This window comes from Pseudomonas grandcourensis (assembly GCF_039909015.1).
GTDB lineage: Bacteria > Pseudomonadota > Gammaproteobacteria > Pseudomonadales > Pseudomonadaceae > Aquipseudomonas > Aquipseudomonas grandcourensis.
On record NZ_CP150919.1, the window covers coordinates 4,474,118 to 4,490,353 of the forward strand.

The window sequence follows — 16,236 nt, forward strand, 5'->3', positions numbered from 1 at the left end:
ATCCTAAATTTCACTTCATACTAGCGATCAATGACCAAAATAGTCAATATACCGACCAACACCGGGGCCGACGTTCAAACCGTTAGCGAGGCAGTTTCCCGTAGGCTCAAACAGGAACGGAAGAAGCGGAAAATCACTCTCGACGAGCTTTCCCGTCGCTCCGGTGTCAGCAAGGGCATGGTGGTCGAGATAGAGAAATGCACGGCTAACCCAAGCATCGCGATCCTGTGCAAAATCGCTGCTGCTTTGGGCCTTTCAGTTGCTGATGTCGTAAACGTGTCCGACGCCCCATCTGCCCACCTCATCGAGAGCAAGGATATTCCCACACTCTGGACAGGAAACATGGGAGGGACGGCTCGGCTCCTGGCTGGAACCAGTGGTCCGAACATGATTGAGCTTTGGCGCTGGGAAATGTTTCCCGGCGAAAACTTTGCCTCCTCAGGGCACCCTCACGGCACAACTGAGCTACTTCACGTGGAGAAAGGGACACTCCACTTCATAGTAGGAGATACCGAACTGAGCGTTTCTGCGGGTTGCTCAGCCGTAGCAAAAACAGATGTACCTCATGTCTACTCGAATAAAGGCAAATCAAAACTGATATTCACCATGTCTGTAACGGAGATCCACCAATCCGGGCGTGAAATTTAACGTTCAGACAGCATCGCGCTGAAGCTTACAGAGGAGTCCGCCGGGTTGGCTCTTATGGTCGGCCATCATCGCCCCGTCATAGGGCTCCTAATAACGGAGCCGCTGACTGGCATAGAACTTCGTTAAGGGGCTTTTAATGTCATTTGATTACCACCATCTCTTCCTCGTATTCACGGCCTATATTGTTGGAGCGGCGAGTCCTGGACCGAGCAACATGCGAATAATGGGCGTCGCGATGCACCAAGGCAGGCAGCCTGCGCTCCTGCTAGCGGCAGGTGTGATCAGTGGTTCGATTTTCTGGGGATCGATGGCAGCCACGGGCGTCTCAGCCGTCCTGGCGCAGTATGCGCAGGCGCTGGGTGTCTTAAAAACGGTTGGCGGTGCTTACCTGCTCTTCCTTGCCATCAAAGCAGGCCGCTCTGCTCTAACGTCCAATGAGCGACTCGTGAAAGAGATAGCTGCCGCGCCAAAAGTCTCGGGCTTCAGTCTTTATCAGCGCGGCTTGTTCATGCATCTCACAAACCCTAAGGCGCTGCTCGGCTGGATCGCTACCATGACCCTTGGCTTGGGTCCGCACGCTTCGCCAAAAACGGTCGGGATTATTCTGGCCGGTTGCGCCGTGCTTAGCGTCACTATCTTCTGTGGCTATGCGATCATCTTCTCCACCGCGCCCATGATTCGGGGATATCGCCGAGCACGCCGATGGATCGAAGGTACCCTTGCGCTAGTTTTCGGAGCGGCTGGAGTAAAGCTGATGTTCTCCCACTCCTAGCCCGGATCTGGGCTGTTTATGCATGTAGAGTCTATTGATTGTGTAAGCCACTTGACCGCGCCTTGGGTAACGTTCAGACCCAGCGCCGACTGGCTGAAACTGCGATTCCGTGCGACTTCTTCAAAGACTCGCAGCATGTTGAGCGAGGGCATTTGACGCATGAAAGGATGACTCCGCACCAGCCTCAGTTGTTACGTGGGGCAGGTTTATTGTTTTTCTTGGGGTAGTGATTGTTCTGTAGGGCCTATCTGACTATCAGTGGATGGGCTGATGCACGTGTTGTTTGGACTGACGAATTAGCGAGCGGGCTCGCTCCCACAGATTATGCGCTAAACCTGTGGGAGCGAGCCCGCTCGCGAAAAGGACATTAGGGCTGTTGCCAAAAAATCCGGATCAGAAGTAATACCCGATGTTCATGTACAACTGGTTTTCCCACTGGTTACTACCACCAGCCCCCAGACTCTGGGTGAGGCTGCCGCCACCGATGACCGGATCATTCTTGCCGTACAACCATTCCGTGGCGATCCATAGTTTGCTGAGGGAGAACGAGGTGCCGAAAATCATCCGTTGCGAGGTCTTGAAATCGTCCGCAGATTTATCGAAGGCGCTGTAGTTGGCGTACAGCTTCACACCGCTGATCTGATCGAACAGATACTTGCCGCTGACGTCATAGCTTACATCCGCCACGTACAAGTTGCCGCGACTGGCGACGTTGAAGGTGGCGTCGTAACTGCCGAAAGTCACCAGTTCATCGGTGCCGGGGTTGCGCGGGGACATCTGCTGTCGCGCGGCTTGCAGTTGCACGCCCCATGGGCCGTTCTTGCCGATGTAGTGCACCGCCATGGCATTGCGCCGGCCATCGTTGTTGGTGTCGCGGTTCTCCAGGGACGAGGTCAGGCCGGAGATCCCGACTTCGGACTTCCACGGTCCCAGGTCCAGCGCCTTGGCCACCCGAAGGACCACTGTGTTGCGTTCCTGGTTGTTGCTACCGTCGATGACATAGCTGTCCGCTTCGGAGACCACGGTGGAGTAGGTTTCACCATTGCTAGTGCCTTTACCCTGCCAAGCGGGGCGCAGGTAGTAACCGGCCTGAATATTCCAGTCGCCGCTTTGCTGGATGTACTTGGCGCCGACTTCTTCCACGTCTTCCAGTCCTATGACGCTGCCCAGGGTTTGGTAGAACGTGCTGCCGAAGTACGGCTGCAAACCGAACGGCAGCTGGTTCAGGCCGACTTGAACCTGCTGGTCGGGGTTGAACTTGTAGCCGATCCACGCCAATTCGGCGAACTGGACGTCACCGACATTCTCTGTGTACTCGTAAGGGTAGGCTCGACCGTAGAAACGGTATTGGGCCTCGCCGATCCAGGTATCTGAGTTGTACTTGGCGCTGAGGATCGCGGTGTCGAAGTTGAACTTCTGGATGTCGCGATCCGGGTCATAGTCCCAACGCGCCCGGACGGCACCGCCGAGATCGAGGTTGTCGGTGACCTGGATCGCCATCGCAGGGGTGGAAAGGGCCCCCAACAGCGCCAGCGGGGTCAATGAGCGCAAGGCCCGGGTGGTGTTCAAGTTCATGGTCGCTCCGTCTCTTGTTTATTTTATTGTTGGCAACACTCATCCCGGCCACGGCAAAAGCGCGGTCTGGATGAAAGGGGTAGGGCCCACCAGAACGAAGGCTGCAAACAGCGTCCAAGTGAGGGCCGGGGGGGTCAGCCGCCGGCGGCCAGCCGGGTCTGGGTGTAGCTATGCCGAGCCTGCACACCGCACCTCTTCACCAAGGCTGGGAGGTGCCTGACAAGCCGCGGTCATTCACACTCCCGCGTCAGCTGCGTTGCAGTTCTTCAACCACAGCGGCACAAGCACGGAAGGTATTCAACGTCCACTCTGCATTGATAAAGTCCGGCCAACTGGAAAGCTTTACGATTGTCACTTCAGAAGCCGGATCCCAATAGATACTCTGCCCAAATACTCCGCGCGCCGAATAGGTACCCTGTTCACTGTCCAGCACCCAGCACTGATTGCTATAGGCGGCGTCAGGAAAGTGTTTGACATAGAAGCCATAGAGGACTTCAAAAGCCGGTGTGGAACCACGGCCGCATGCACGCACAAACTCCTCTGGAACAATCTGTTGGCCGTTGAAATGTCCACCCTGCAGATACATCTGGGCAAAGCGCCCCAGATCACGCAGCGTGGCGCTCATCCCGCCATCGGCCAATGCAGTTCCAACGCAATCGAGGGTGATATTCGCGTCTTGTTCTGCCCCCAGTCTTGACCAGATTTCCCGGCTCAGTAAAACGGGAAGCCGTTCGCCGCAGGCCCGCTCACAGACCCAGGCCAACATATCGGTATCCACTGAGCGATACTCAAAGAACTGGCCATGTTCACGGTCTTTACTCAGCGACTTCAACAAACCATAAATGCTGTCAGGTGACTCTCGCTCTCCCCGTTCACGCCAACCCGAGGCGATATCCAACTGGATGAATTCAGCATCCGGATCGGTGTAGTCCTCCCTGAATCTCACTCCCGTGCGCATATCCAGAAGATCCTGTACCCGGGCGTCGCCATAACCGCTTGCCGAAAGCTCGGGCACATAGTCGCTGACACGCGCTTGGGGATCGATTCTGCCCTGGCCGATCAATCTGCCGACCAGGCTACCGACGACGGTCTTGGATACCGATTGCAACAGATGCAACGTGTGCGGTTGCATACCGTTGAAATACTGCTCCGAAACCACCTTGCCTTGATGAAGCACCAAAAAACCATCGGTGTAACTATCGGTCAAGAAGGTCGCCAGATCGGTTTGTCCGCCGTCGACCCGCTGGAAACGCACGTCGTCCAGTGAGCGTTCGTTGCGCTCAAGTTCGGTGACCGGCCCGGGACTGCGATGAATAGCGGCCACCGGAAACAACTGGCTCATGTGCTGGAACGACCAGCGGTTATAGGGCGGACTGTCCCAATTATGCAGGCCAACTTGCTTTTCCCGGGACGGCGGATAGCCCTGCATCAGCCTTAAGTCCTGATAACCAATGCCGGGAGCGGTCATGTCTTTTTTATTGTACATAGGGGTTCAGTTCTCATCGTTTAGAGGGTGGTGGCAAGAAAAGCGGTGGCCGTGATCCTGGGTCTCGGCTGGCACCTCTCGGCGACAACGCTCACTGGCCCGCGGACAACGGGGCGCGAAGTGGCACCCGGCAGGCCGGTTCAAGGGGCTGGGGATCTCGCCACTCAGGATTTGCAACTGGTCACGGCGTTCCGGGTCGATGGAGGGCACTGAATTGAGCAGCGCACGAGTGTAGGGATGACGCGGTCGGCCAAACACCTGCTCCACAGGCCCGGCCTCGACGATGCGCCCCAAGTACATCACCAGCACCTGCTGCGCCAGATACTCGACCGTCGCAAGGTCGTGGCTGATAAACAGGTAGCTCAGGCCATTGTCGGTCTGCAGCGTCTTGAGCAGTTGCAGCACCTGGGCCTGGACCGACACGTCGAGCGCCGCCGTAGGCTCATCGAGGATCAGCAGTTTTGACTCCAGCGCCAGCGCCCGGGCGATAGCGATACGCTGCAACTGGCCACCGGAGAATTCATGGGGATAGCGTTCCATGTGCTCCTCGCCCATCCCCACATTTCCCAACAGCGTGAGAATGCGCGCATGCAAGGCGCTACCGCGCAAACCAAAGGCAACCTTCAGCGGCTCGGCAACAATCGCCTTGATCGTCATTTTCGGGTTCAGCGAGGCGTACGGGTTCTGGAACACCATACTCAAGCTCCTGCCCCGCTCCCTGGCATCCGTGGGCAGCGGCCGACCTTCAACCAGAATTTGCCCACTATCGGCTGGCAGCAGACCGAGTAAGGTCGCGGCCACCGTACTTTTGCCACAACCGGATTCCCCCACCAGCGCGACCGTCTCACCGACCTGCACCTCCAGGCTGATGTGGTCAATGGCCGTCACCAGGCCATCGCGGCTGGCGTAGGTCTTGTGCAGCTGATTGACGCTCAGCAGTGCGGGCTGTTTGTTGTTATTCATAGCCGTTTACCTTTCAAAGAAGCCTCACACCTTGACCAATATGTTGTGGCAAGCTGCCCAGTGCTCCTTGCCGATGACAACCCTAGGCGCAGCGTGATTGCAGCGTCCGGTGGCGCGTTCACAACGTGGGTTGAAGGCACAGCCAGCCGGGGGAGCCGCCATGTTCGGCACCTGCCCCGGGATGAAGCCCAGAGCTTGGGGTCCCTGCCCCAACTTGGGCACGGTGCCCATCAACTTCAGGGTGTAGGGGTGTGCAGGTCGCTTGAACACCTCGCCCACCGGACCGCTCTCCACCACTTCGCCGGCATACATCACCGCCACCCGGTCACAGAGCGAAGCCACTACCCCCAGGTTGTGGGTGATAAACAGAATCGCCAGGTCCTGCTCCCGTGCCAGCTTGCGCAGCAGCGCGATGATCTGCGCCTGCACGGTGACGTCCAGCGCCGTGGTCGGCTCATCGGCGATCAGCAGTTTCGGCCGACAGGCCAGCGCCATGGCAATCACCACTCGCTGCAACTGACCGCCAGACATCTGGTGCGGGTACTTGGCTAGCGCCAGAGGGGGGTCGGGCATGCTCACCGCTTCCAGCGAGCTCAGCGCCTCGGCGCGGATTTGTGCCTTACTCAGTTGCCGATGGCAGCCGATGACGTCGAACATCTGCCGCCCGATGGTGAAGAACGGGTTGAGCGCCTTCATCGGATTCTGGAAGATCATCGCCGCGCCACCGCCACGCAAAGCCGCCAGCTGCGATGCCGAGGCGCCGTTGACCTGTTGTCCGGCGACCCTGACACTGCCTTCCAGCCGAGCGGCTTCAGGCATCAATCCAAGGCAAGACATGGCCGTCATAGACTTGCCCGAGCCCGACTCCCCCACCAACCCGAGGATCTCACCGCGCCTTACCTTAAGGTCGATGCCGCGTACGGCCTTTACGGTCTTGAACAAACCAGGGAAAGACACCGTCAGCCCTTCCACTTCCAGCACCAGGTCTTGAGCTGCGTCGTTATTCGAAGCGGCGAGACGCTCGAAAGCAGAATATTGCAAGGATTCGTCGATCATCAGCGCGTCCCCTTCTTTGGATCGAGCACATCGCGCAGCCCGTCACCTACCAGGTTGACGGCCAGCACCAGGACAAAAATCGCCACTCCGGGAAACAGCACCGTCCAGGGATTCTCGAGTAACTGCGAGCGCGACGCTGCGGCCATCAGCCCCCATTCGATCATGGGCGGCTTGGCCCCCAGCCCGATAAAGCTCAGCGAGGCAGCGGCGAGAATGGTGTAACCAAAGTCCATGGAGCCCTGCACGATCACAGGCGTGGTGGCATTGGGTAGTACATGGCGAAGCAAAATACGGCAGTGACTGACACCCATGGAACGGGCGGCATGGATATAGGTTTCTGACCGAACCCGTACTACCGCACCGCGCATGATCCTCGCGTACCAGGGAAACCAGGAGACAGCGAGCGCTAACATGGCGTTGGCCAATCCTGATCCCAGCGCAGCGGTGATAGCGATCGGCAACAACAGCGGCGGAAAGGCCAGAAACACATCTGATAAACGCATCAGCAGCGTATCAACTCGACCACCGAAGTAACCGGAAACAAGCCCAATCGGAATCCCGATCAGCATCGCAATCAGAGTCACGCTTACTCCGATGATCAGCGAGGTGCGTGCGCCATAAAGCACCCGTGAAAGAATGTCGCGACCAAACTCGTCGGTGCCCATCCAGTGTGCCCAGTTGGGTGCCAGCAATTTCTGGGAAAAGACAATCTTGTTCGGCTCATAAGGTGCAAGCCAGGGGGCGAAGACTGCCGCCAGGATGATCAGCAGCAATAACAGCGCGCCGAATACAAACAACTTGTTATCGCTGGCAAACGCCAGGGCCTTGATACGCCATGATGGGGCTCGCGAGGGCATGGACAGGGATACGTCTTGGATACTCATTGGACTCGCAACCTCGGATCAACAAGGTGATACAAGAGATCAACGATCAGGTTGATCGACAGATACGTCGTGGCCAGCACCAGGGTGGCGCCCATCACAGCGGGGAAATCATTCTGGGCAATCGAAAACACCACGAAGCCGCCCAGGCCAGGCCAATCGAAAATGAACTCAACGACTACCGCACCACCGAGCAGGTAACCGAAGGTCAGGCCCACCACTGTCAGGAGCGGAATCATTGTCGCCTTCAGGGCATAGGCGTAATGGATACGCCACTTGGGTACACCGTAAGAAACGGCCGTACGGATGTACTCCTCGGATAGCACCTCCACCATCATGTTTCGGGTGATCCGGGTGACAGTGGCCAAGGTCACGATGACCAGGGTGAGCACGGGTAGCGTCAGGTGTTTGATGGCGCTCCACAGTGCTACGAAATTACCGGCCAGCAGCGTGTCAATCAGGTAAAAGCCTGTTACACGCTCAAAAGGGCTATCGAGAAGAATGGAAGCATCGATACGTCCTTGTAGTGGCAGCCAGTTGAGCTTGCCGTAGAACAGTAACTGCAAGCCCATGGCCAGGATGAAAACTGGAAACGCCGTCCCGGCGATGGACCCAGCTCGTGCCGCATTGTCGACCACTGAGTTTTGCCGCGCCGCTGAGATGACACCGATCGGCACCCCTAGCACCACCACCCAGAACATCGCCAGGAATGTCAGTTCAAAAGTCGCACCAACCCGCCTGACCACTTCCTCCACCACCGGCCGCCCGGTGCGCAGACTAATGCCAAAATCACCTCGGAGAAGATCACCGATGTAATTGAAGTATTGGATCGGCAGAGGCTTATCCAACCCCAGTTTTTCCCGTGCGACGGCAATCTGCTCCACCGTGGGGTGGTTTCCCAGCATCATTTCTACCGGAGAACCCGGAAGAGCTCGGCTCAGAACGAAGGTGATGGTCAACACTCCCAAAAGAATGAAGAACATCACTATCAATCGCTGAGCTATATACTTCGCCATTTGGAATACCCCTTGTGGCTAAAAAACTTGACCCTGACTTCTTACGCCCTACTAAAAACCCCAAAAGCGGATTAACCCTTGAGGGAATGACCAGGCAAATTAACTAACTGCCTGGTTATCGATTTACATGGCAAATCAGGTATTACACGTACCACTTCATCAAAGACGACTCAGCATTCAGCGATTCAGGTTGTAATAGAGAATCGCCTCATAAGCAGGATTCAGGCTCTTTTCCATACCCTTGATGTCTTTGCGGGAGACACGTATCTGCTGCACGTCGGCGTACCAGATCGCAGGAGCGTCCTTGGCCAGTATCTGCTGGGCCTGCACGTACTTTTCAGTGGACTTGGCCCGATCACTGCCCTCTAACGCCGCCGCCTCTTCGATCAACTGATCAAAGTTTGGGTTGCTGTAGTGAGACAGATTGAATAGCGTGGTTTTTTCTGTATGGAACTCACTGAAAAGCCAATCACTGGGTGTCGGATACGTCGGCCACCAAGCCATAGATTGCATGTTGGGAGCGGTATCCAGCTTCTTTGCCTTATCCCAGATCACACCCCACTCGCCGGGGAGTAACTCCACCTCAACGCCAACCTGAGAAGCCGTGGCCTGGAATAGTTCAGCAGCGTTTGCATAGATGCCACTGATGTACTGCATCGAGACCTTCCAGTCCTGCTTAGGTATACCGGAGGCTTCCAACAATTGTCGGGCTTTATCCAGATCGTAAGAGGCCATAGGCACGCTGGCATGCCCCCATATACTGGTGGGCAAAGGCCCCTTGGAAACGCTGCCGTAGCCATGCAAAATATCTTTGGTGACACTTTCATAGTCCCAGAGGTACTGCAGCGCCTGACGAAATGCTAGGTTGTTCGTAGGGTACTTCTGGGTATTGATCAAAAATTGAAAGTTCTTCCACGAAGGCGCGGTGCTCACCTTGATGGAGGGGTTCTCTCCCAACACCTTGAGCTGATCAAGAGGGATATCCCAAGCGACACCGGCCTCGCCATTTTTGATCATCTGGGTACGAGTGGCGGCTTCGGACACGACCTTCACGATGACCCGATCAAATTGCCCTTCTTTCCAACCTCCCCAGTAGCCTTCGAATCGCTCAAGCACCACTTGCTGGCCCTGTTCGACCTGTCCAAGTTTGTAGGGACCGGTACCGATGGCGTTGGGAGCCATCATCCAGTCATGACCTTTCTCCACCGCCGCCGGGGCAATGATGTAAGCCGCATACTGACCTGCCGCGATCAGATTTGCCGGAGTGGGACTCTTAAACTTGAGCACTACCGTATCGTCAGCGAGGGCCTCGACGGCATCCAGACCGTTCCATACAAATGCAGCGCCCTGTTTCAGCTCCTTGACGTAATCAATGGACTTTTTGACCGCTGCGGCATTAAAGGCCGAACCGTCATGAAATTTAACGCCGTGCCGCAGCTTGAAGGTCCAGGTCTTGCCGTTGTCGCTGCTTTCCCAGGACGTGGCAAGCCCAGGGGAAAACTCCTCAGCACTGCCTGGCGCGTTATATACCACTAGTGTCTCGTAGATATTGCCCAGTACCCGCACTTCCTCCGAAAAGGCCGAGGCTGGATCCCAATCCTTGAAAGAGGCTCGATCAGCGACAACCAAGGTATTATTTGCCGCATACACCAGACCACTGATCAATGGCGCAGTAATGGACAGCGCCATCAACCCCGCCATCAATGTTCTTTTGAATTTCATCGGTGTTCCTCTTATTTTTATGGCGAGCGCAGCGGATCACTTATAGAAACAGGCACTCATTCAACTGGAATGGATGATGTGATTGGCCGTTAACGAAACTGACATTTGAGTGGTGTATGGCATTATCGATCTGCCGTACGGCCAGCTCAATTTCGCGAGCACGAATAAAAAAACGCCAAGTGACGCCCCAAAGCGTCACCTAGCGTCAATTTTAAAAAAAGATTAAAACAGCGGAGGGACGAGGTTGAACTCACCTTCTGATGGATGTACCAGCAGCCGCGACCTCACCTCGTCGGGAATCTCAGGGGCATCAATCGGAAAACAGCTGCAACTGGTGAGAGCGTTACGCAGGTCGATCGACTCGCCTAGGTGCTCAAATACAATATGGGCACCAAAAGGACGGCGAAAATTGTCACCCGAAACGCCGATTACCAAGCCGTTGAGAAAACGGAAACGACTGCGGTAGGAGGGATAAAGCGCTGACCAGATATAGCCCCGGGACGAGAGGTACTCGCGCTCCACGATGTAAATCAGATCCGATGAGGCAAAGCAGAACCCACGATATTTATTGATGCCGAAACTGTTCAACTGGTCATCGCCCAGCCTCATCCGCTCGTAGGTTTTACTCAGGATTTTTTCGCCGGAGCGGGTCAAGCGGGTAATCGACTTGATCACCTCCCCCGGCGCGGCAGGCGACATCAAATAGACAAAGTAGTAACCCTGGTACTTCGACAACTCCTGCGCGGAGCTCGGGAAAAAATCGGCTGGTACCGCACTGTCCGGCTCTCGCGCCGCGCGTTGCCTGTTGAGCAGAGCGCGGAAGGATTCATGCTCGGAGAATATTTCCTCCTCATCCACCCCAAAAAAAGTGCAGATCTTGCGCAGGGTAAAGGACGAGGGAGTCGCTTGCGCCCCCAAGTATTTGTTGAACTGCTGGCGGTTGATATCAAGGGAGCGGCACACCTTAGCCACCGACTTATAATATCCGCAGAGAAGGCGCAAGTTTTGACTGAAGTCTTGCATCGACTGGGATGAACTGGAACTGACCATAAAGAGTATTCCTAACGCCAGAATTGACAACATGCTGAACTGATCGTCGCTTGGGGTTACGGCTTCAAAAGCTCCGTGCAAGACAATGCCTGAAAGTGGCGCAGAAGCTCGGTATTGCCAACCCGTGATCGACGCGAGCATCGAGCCCGACCATAGCGTCTCAACAAATACACAAACTTATCCAGCGATTCCTGACGCCTCGGTAGAATTACCATCGGCTGCATATTTGTAATTCGCCCCTATTACTACCCAAGATGTCACCGCTGTGGTCTTCATTAGCACCACCGGTGCGGGCGAGGCCGGGGTTGGCACGTTGCTCCAGACACCTGCATTGGTGCGGCAGCAGCCGCGCATCATTGGCTAGGCATACGACGCGATCGAGCCCATGCCAGGATGCGGCAGCCGATGCGTGGATCACTGGCACGCGCTCATGTGTTGGCGTCGGTCAGCACGCTGCACTCAAGCCTTTAGAGGTCCAGAGATCCAGCGATTAAGGAACTGTCGGAAAAATTAGCCTTTGATCGCAAAGCGCTGAGGCAAACGGGGTATGGGCCAATGTATGGGCTGGTTTTTTTTCAGAAACGAAGAATCGAGTAGGAGGCGGATTTACATCCGCCGTCCTCTCACACCACCATACGTACGGTTCCGTATACGGCGGTTCAGGTTATGCGGCTAAGCCGGTTTATCGTATCCAGTATCGAAACCAGTCCCAAGTTGTCCCACAGCTTCTTTGGAAACGCCCGATTCATATGGGATGCTCCCGAGTTCCACCATGGGCCTCGACCATTGAACGCTGATTTGTAGGCGCGTGCTTCGCTAAGTCCCAAGCGCATCAGGTTGCGAGCCCTCGTGGAGGACTGCTTCCATTGGCGCCACGTGACGCAACGAAGTTTGCGCCTCACCCAGCCGTCCAGCTCTTCAAGGGGCTGCTTGCTCTGACTGAGCTTGAAGTAGCCGGCCCAGCCGCGCAGCACAGGGTTTATCCGCTTGATGACGGACGTCACCTTGCACCCCGCGCTCCGCGCAGCAGGTCTTTAAGCCGGTTGCGCAGGCGCCCTAGGCTCATTGCCGCCACTTTTAGCCTCGGCTGTTTACTCCAGCTCATCCCGTATCCCAAGTAATCACAGACCCAAGGCCGAGCAACACGGCTCTTTTCCCGGTTCAGCGTCAGCTTCAGGCGTTGAGTCAAGAAGCGCTCAACCTCGGCTAACACTCGTTCGCCAGCACGATGACTACCTGTGACGATATTGGAAGCCCTGCATGAGCTGACAAGTGATCGCTTGGAAGTACTAGAACGGTGCCCTCGACAGGCGCCAGCTCATCCAAAAGAGTGAGGATTCCATACAGAGCCAGTGGTTTTGTGGGGGTAAAAACGACAAAAAATAAAAAAGGGTCGCGAGATAAAATCTCGCAACCCTTTGAATTATATGGTCGGGACGGAGTGATTCGAACACTCGACCCCTAGCACCCCATCTCCTTTTTCATACTTCTTGAAAGACTCCGAAATTTCACTCTGGATTTTTCTAAGCTAGTATTTACTTGAGCTCCAGCGGTGTTCTGCTCTACGAGAGTCCAGTAACGTCCATCAAGAGCCGACGTTTTTGTGGGGGTAAAAGTAGGGGGAGTCCATTTCATGGCCAAAATCACCATCAAAGAACTCGAGTCGCTGACCGCCAATGATGCCGGCCGGATCCTCCGGGAGTTCTGCTCTACGAGAGTCCAGTAACGTCCATCAAGAGCCGACGTTTTTGTGGGGGTAAAAGTAGGGGGAGTCCATTTCATGGCCAAAATCACCATCAAAGAACTCGAGTCGCTGACCGCCAATGATGCCGGCCGGATCCTCCGGGAGGATGGCAATCTCGCGGGTCGAATTTCCCTGCGTAAGGACGGCGTGTCGGTCAGCTTTTTCTATCGGTATCGCTGGGGCGACCAGAACAAAGAGTACGCCTGCGGGTCTTGGCCACGCAAATCCCTGACCGACATCCGCAAGGCACGCAACCAGGCTAGGGCGCTCATCGATGAGCAGATCAATCCCAACGAGCAGAAGAAAACCACCAAGGCACAGGCCTACGCCGCAGCTAACGTAGAGGCCGAACAGGTAAAAACGACGAAGGTGCAAACGCTGACCGTCCAGAATCTGGCCAGCGCCTGGCTGTTGGATGGCGTGGCGCGCAAAGATGGCAATGCCGAGTTGCAGCGCCGTTTTAACAAGGACCTTTTGCCGGCACTTGGCAGGACCGCGGTGAACAATGTTTCCGAACACGATGTTCGGGCGCTGATCCGCACCGTGGTCAACCGCGGCGCTCACCGTCAAGCCATCAGCTTCTTCGCCGACCTCACCCAGATGTTCAGCTGGGCTAGAAAGCGCCAACCTTGGCGGGCGTTACTGGTTGAGGGTGATCCGACTGAGCTGGTCGACATCTCCCCCCTGATCCCTGCCGACTACGAAGCGGAAAGAAGCCGGATCCTTTCCCCGGCGGAGCTGTTGGAACTGCACAACCGCTTCCAGCAAATGACCGCCGATTACGACGCCCTCCCCGCGGGCCAAAAATACGACGGTATTCGGCCGCTAAAGAAGGAAACGCAGCTCGCGCTCTGGATCAGCCTGGGCACCTTGTGCCGGATTGGCGAGTTGCTGCAGGCCGAATGGAAAAATGTCGATCTGGACCAGCAGACCTGGTTCCTCCCCAGTGAAAACGTCAAGGGCACCCGGGGCAAGAAGCAGGACCACCATGTCTTCCTCTCCCCCTTTGCCCTTCATTTCTTTCAGGAGCTCAAAACCCTGACGGGAGACTCCCAATGGTGCTTTCCGAACAAGCAGGATGACGGGCATGTGGACGTAAAGGTGGTGAGTAAACAGGTCGGCGATCGCCAGGCCCGGTTCAAAAACCGCAAGGCCCTTTCAAGACGGCGTCACGACGACACCCTAGTTCTTGCCGACGGCCAGAACGGCGACTGGACGCCACACGACCTGCGCCGCACGGGCGCGACCATGATGCAGGCTTTGGGGGTCAGCCTGGACGTCATCGACCGCTGCCAAAACCATGTGCTGGCCGGCTCGCGGGTGAGACGCCACTACCTCCATCACGACTATGCCGAAGAGAAGAAGCACGCCTGGAACTTGTTGGGCGATCGACTGAGTGCCGTATTGTCGTCCACCTACGAGCATCCTCCGGTCGAGTCGATGCTGTCTTTTCCTGCGAATACCGCGACTGGCTCTTTACCACCTTCTTAAGTCGGCGTCTTTAGTGGTGAGCAGAGGCTTCCGGGCTCAGATTTTGCGTAGCAACGCACAAAAAAGGCGTTTTCAGCGGTTAGTATGTCGGCAGTCTGGAAGAACCGATTTTTGCAACAGAATCGGCCGAATTCGATCACTCGTGGCTGGCAGGAACCCACAGCGGAGTACCTCGACTCTCGATTATCCCTCATGATCTCTAAGCCAATCGAAAATCAGGATCTTGAGCCGTTCACCTGAGAAACTCGGGAAGTGCCCTCCGTGTACTGTGCGCACTGGCAGCCTATGTAGGCGCTCAAGGCTTTGACGATATTGGTTCAAGTTCGAGTGGTATGCATCTACTATGAGTGGTCCGTCATAGATCACATCACCGCTGAAAAGAGTCTGGGTGGAGTGCTCCCACAAGCTGATTCCGCCTGGGGAGTGCCCGGGGGTATGTATCACTTCGAGCACCCGGTCCCCGAGGTCTATGACATCCCCGTCTTCAACGATTCGACTCGCCGGTGCAGACTTCACTCGATACTCGGCATAGCAAATCTCGCAGTCTGGGTGGGCGTCAAACATCTCGTCTGAGACGAACATCGTGGCCAATGTATTATCCCCATCGGGGTGGGCCAGGATATGTGCTTCGTCGGAATGAACCACACGCTCGCTAAACTCATAGTGACCCGCCATGTGATCGAAATGAGTGTGACTGGCTATTGCACAGACAGGTTTTTCCGTGAGCAAGGGAATCTGCTCACGCAGACTGACAAGGCCCGAGCCTGTATCGATCAACGCCCCCTTGTCGCGTCCATGAACGTACCAAAGGTTGCAGCGATAAAAGGGCCGTATGTAGGGCTCATGGATCAGGCTGATATTGTCAGCTTGATGCTGGACATCAAACCATTTGTCTTTGGTCACAATCTTCATGGTGATTCCAGATGTTCTTTTCCTATGAAATTGTACTTGTACAGCTCTACTGCAACCCTAGCTCCAGACCCATCTCTCGCCCGCGTTCGGCAGCAGCATGAAGTGCGCGTATGAAAGCCGCTTGCACTCTGTCGGTGTCCATTGAGTTGATAGCTGCATGCGTCGTACCGCCCTTCGAAGTCACCCGTTCGCGCAGTGTGGCAAGAGACTCTGATGAATGGGCGACCAGCGCCGTTGCGCCGCGAAAGGTTTCCAGAGCTAGCGTTCGACCCTGCTCCGCGTTCAAGCCAAGCTCCAGGGCTGCGTACTCCATTGCCTCCATGAAATAAAAAATGTAGGCCGGGCCGCTGCCTGACAATGCCGTGACAGCGTCAATTTGGTCATCGCTCTCAACCCAAATGCACCGCCCCACAGCCTCCATCACGGCCGTTGCAATGTTTCGGTCCTGTTCACAGATCTCGGGGGTTGCTGCCAACCCCGTCATTCCCGATCGAACGAGTGCTGGCGTATTGGGCATGGCACGTACCAGAAGCATTTGCCCTAGCCAGCGTTGCAAGTCATGCAGACGCGCTCCTGCCACTACGCTGATGACCAGACTCTCAAGACCAGCACTGTTCAGAAAAGGTTTCAGCGAGGCGATTGCGTCGCGAAGCTGTTGGGGTTTAACGGCCAATACAATGACATCGCAGTTGGCAAATGTTGCGTCCGGAGTTTCGGTCGCATGTACACCCAGACGTGTTGCCAGGCGATTACGTGAGTTTTCAGACGGTACCGCGACACAAATAGATGTTGCCGGCACACCGCGTGAGATCAGGCCTTCCATCAAGGCGGAAGCCATGTTGCCTCCCCCAAGGAATCCAAAGGTAAGCGAGTCAAGAATGTTCTCGTTGTACGCCATCTACGTGAAACCTCTTTCGTGA

Annotated in this window: 13 protein-coding genes and 3 pseudogenes; 3 read left to right on the top strand and 13 right to left on the bottom strand. The window is 55.9% G+C overall.

Going from position 1 to position 16,236, the window contains the following annotated elements; all coding sequences use genetic code 11:
* The first annotated feature begins 30 nt into the window (after nucleotides 1–30).
* On the top strand, nucleotides 31–648 hold the full coding sequence (locus AABM52_RS19960) for a helix-turn-helix domain-containing protein (protein ID WP_090454468.1): 618 nt from the start codon (nucleotides 31–33) through the stop codon (nucleotides 646–648).
* Nucleotides 649–784: 136 nt separating this feature from the next.
* The gene (locus AABM52_RS19965) at nucleotides 785–1,420 is read left to right on the top strand and encodes a LysE family translocator (RefSeq protein ID WP_218497835.1); all 636 of its coding nucleotides are present in this window, start codon (nucleotides 785–787) and stop codon (nucleotides 1,418–1,420) included.
* Nucleotides 1,421–1,473: 53 nt separating this feature from the next.
* Here the strand turns inward: AABM52_RS19965 and AABM52_RS19970 are convergent.
* The 11 genes and pseudogenes from AABM52_RS19970 to AABM52_RS20020 all read right to left on the bottom strand — a co-directional run.
* Nucleotides 1,474–1,581, bottom strand: a pseudogene (locus tag AABM52_RS19970) (LysR family transcriptional regulator); the annotation flags it as partial.
* A 232-nt stretch (nucleotides 1,582–1,813) separates the two neighbouring features.
* Nucleotides 1,814–2,995 carry a hypothetical protein gene (locus AABM52_RS19975; protein WP_095152368.1) on the bottom strand — a complete coding sequence of 394 codons (1,182 nt, stop codon included), beginning with the start codon at nucleotides 2,993–2,995 and terminating at the stop codon, nucleotides 1,814–1,816.
* Between the two features lie 247 nt (nucleotides 2,996–3,242).
* A complete protein-coding gene (locus AABM52_RS19980) occupies nucleotides 3,243–4,481 on the bottom strand; it encodes a serine hydrolase (RefSeq protein ID WP_218497834.1) in 1,239 nt (412 codons plus the stop codon).
* Between the two features lie 6 nt (nucleotides 4,482–4,487).
* Nucleotides 4,488–5,444, bottom strand: a complete 957-nt coding sequence (locus tag AABM52_RS19985) for an oligopeptide/dipeptide ABC transporter ATP-binding protein (protein ID WP_347907528.1) — start codon at nucleotides 5,442–5,444, stop codon at nucleotides 4,488–4,490.
* Nucleotides 5,445–5,468: 24 nt separating this feature from the next.
* Nucleotides 5,469–6,500: an ABC transporter ATP-binding protein gene (locus tag AABM52_RS19990; protein ID WP_095152371.1), complete on the bottom strand. Its 1,032-nt coding sequence runs from the start codon at nucleotides 6,498–6,500 to the stop codon at nucleotides 5,469–5,471.
* The gene (locus AABM52_RS19995; RefSeq protein ID WP_095152372.1) at nucleotides 6,500–7,384 is read right to left on the bottom strand and encodes an ABC transporter permease; all 885 of its coding nucleotides are present in this window, start codon (nucleotides 7,382–7,384) and stop codon (nucleotides 6,500–6,502) included. Before AABM52_RS19995 ends, AABM52_RS19990 begins: the two co-directional genes overlap by 1 nt.
* On the bottom strand, nucleotides 7,381–8,397 hold the full coding sequence (locus AABM52_RS20000; protein WP_347907529.1) for an ABC transporter permease: 1,017 nt from the start codon (nucleotides 8,395–8,397) through the stop codon (nucleotides 7,381–7,383). The genes AABM52_RS19995 and AABM52_RS20000 overlap by 4 nt, the downstream gene beginning before the upstream one ends.
* 177 nt (nucleotides 8,398–8,574) lie before the next feature.
* Complete coding sequence (locus AABM52_RS20005) at nucleotides 8,575–10,119, bottom strand: ABC transporter substrate-binding protein (RefSeq protein ID WP_347907530.1); 1,545 nt, start codon at nucleotides 10,117–10,119, stop codon at nucleotides 8,575–8,577.
* Between the two features lie 222 nt (nucleotides 10,120–10,341).
* A complete protein-coding gene (locus AABM52_RS20010; protein WP_223502607.1) occupies nucleotides 10,342–11,310 on the bottom strand; it encodes a helix-turn-helix transcriptional regulator in 969 nt (322 codons plus the stop codon).
* Between the two features lie 112 nt (nucleotides 11,311–11,422).
* Nucleotides 11,423–11,571 (bottom strand): annotated as a pseudogene (locus tag AABM52_RS20015) (P1 family peptidase); the annotation flags it as partial.
* A 257-nt stretch (nucleotides 11,572–11,828) separates the two neighbouring features.
* Nucleotides 11,829–12,421 (bottom strand): annotated as a pseudogene (locus AABM52_RS20020) (group II intron maturase-specific domain-containing protein); the annotation flags it as partial.
* Nucleotides 12,422–12,949: 528 nt separating this feature from the next.
* On the opposite strand from AABM52_RS20020, the gene AABM52_RS20025 reads away from it, so the two are divergent.
* Nucleotides 12,950–14,404 (top strand): tyrosine-type recombinase/integrase, encoded by a 1,455-nt coding sequence (locus AABM52_RS20025; RefSeq protein ID WP_347907531.1) that lies wholly within the window; start codon nucleotides 12,950–12,952, stop codon nucleotides 14,402–14,404.
* A gap of 183 nt (nucleotides 14,405–14,587) precedes the next feature.
* On the opposite strand, the gene AABM52_RS20030 is transcribed toward AABM52_RS20025, so the two are convergent.
* Together AABM52_RS20030 and proC are read right to left on the bottom strand one after the other, a co-directional pair.
* Nucleotides 14,588–15,316, bottom strand: coding sequence for an MBL fold metallo-hydrolase (locus AABM52_RS20030; protein WP_347907532.1), 729 nt, complete (start codon nucleotides 15,314–15,316; stop codon nucleotides 14,588–14,590).
* A gap of 46 nt (nucleotides 15,317–15,362) precedes the next feature.
* Nucleotides 15,363–16,214, bottom strand: coding sequence for a pyrroline-5-carboxylate reductase (gene proC, locus AABM52_RS20035; RefSeq protein WP_347907533.1), 852 nt, complete (start codon nucleotides 16,212–16,214; stop codon nucleotides 15,363–15,365).
* Between the last annotated feature and the right edge of the window lie 22 nt (nucleotides 16,215–16,236).

What these genes read in the sequence shown, in the direction of transcription:
- AABM52_RS19960 (WP_090454468.1), top strand. Translation starts at nt 31, where the DNA reads ATGACCAAAATAGTCAATATACCGACCAACACCGGGGCCGACGTTCAA.
- AABM52_RS19965 (WP_218497835.1), top strand. Translation starts at nt 785, where the DNA reads ATGTCATTTGATTACCACCATCTCTTCCTCGTATTCACGGCCTATATT.
- AABM52_RS19975 (WP_095152368.1), bottom strand. Translation starts at nt 2,995, where the DNA reads ATGAACTTGAACACCACCCGGGCCTTGCGCTCATTGACCCCGCTGGCG.
- AABM52_RS19980 (WP_218497834.1), bottom strand. Translation starts at nt 4,481, where the DNA reads ATGTACAATAAAAAAGACATGACCGCTCCCGGCATTGGTTATCAGGAC.
- AABM52_RS19985 (WP_347907528.1), bottom strand. Translation starts at nt 5,444, where the DNA reads ATGAATAACAACAAACAGCCCGCACTGCTGAGCGTCAATCAGCTGCAC.
- AABM52_RS19990 (WP_095152371.1), bottom strand. Translation starts at nt 6,500, where the DNA reads ATGATCGACGAATCCTTGCAATATTCTGCTTTCGAGCGTCTCGCCGCT.
- AABM52_RS19995 (WP_095152372.1), bottom strand. Translation starts at nt 7,384, where the DNA reads ATGAGTATCCAAGACGTATCCCTGTCCATGCCCTCGCGAGCCCCATCA.
- AABM52_RS20000 (WP_347907529.1), bottom strand. Translation starts at nt 8,397, where the DNA reads ATGGCGAAGTATATAGCTCAGCGATTGATAGTGATGTTCTTCATTCTT.
- AABM52_RS20005 (WP_347907530.1), bottom strand. Translation starts at nt 10,119, where the DNA reads ATGAAATTCAAAAGAACATTGATGGCGGGGTTGATGGCGCTGTCCATT.
- AABM52_RS20010 (WP_223502607.1), bottom strand. Translation starts at nt 11,310, where the DNA reads ATGCTCGCGTCGATCACGGGTTGGCAATACCGAGCTTCTGCGCCACTT.
- AABM52_RS20025 (WP_347907531.1), top strand. Translation starts at nt 12,950, where the DNA reads ATGGCCAAAATCACCATCAAAGAACTCGAGTCGCTGACCGCCAATGAT.
- AABM52_RS20030 (WP_347907532.1), bottom strand. Translation starts at nt 15,316, where the DNA reads ATGAAGATTGTGACCAAAGACAAATGGTTTGATGTCCAGCATCAAGCT.
- proC (WP_347907533.1), bottom strand. Translation starts at nt 16,214, where the DNA reads ATGGCGTACAACGAGAACATTCTTGACTCGCTTACCTTTGGATTCCTT.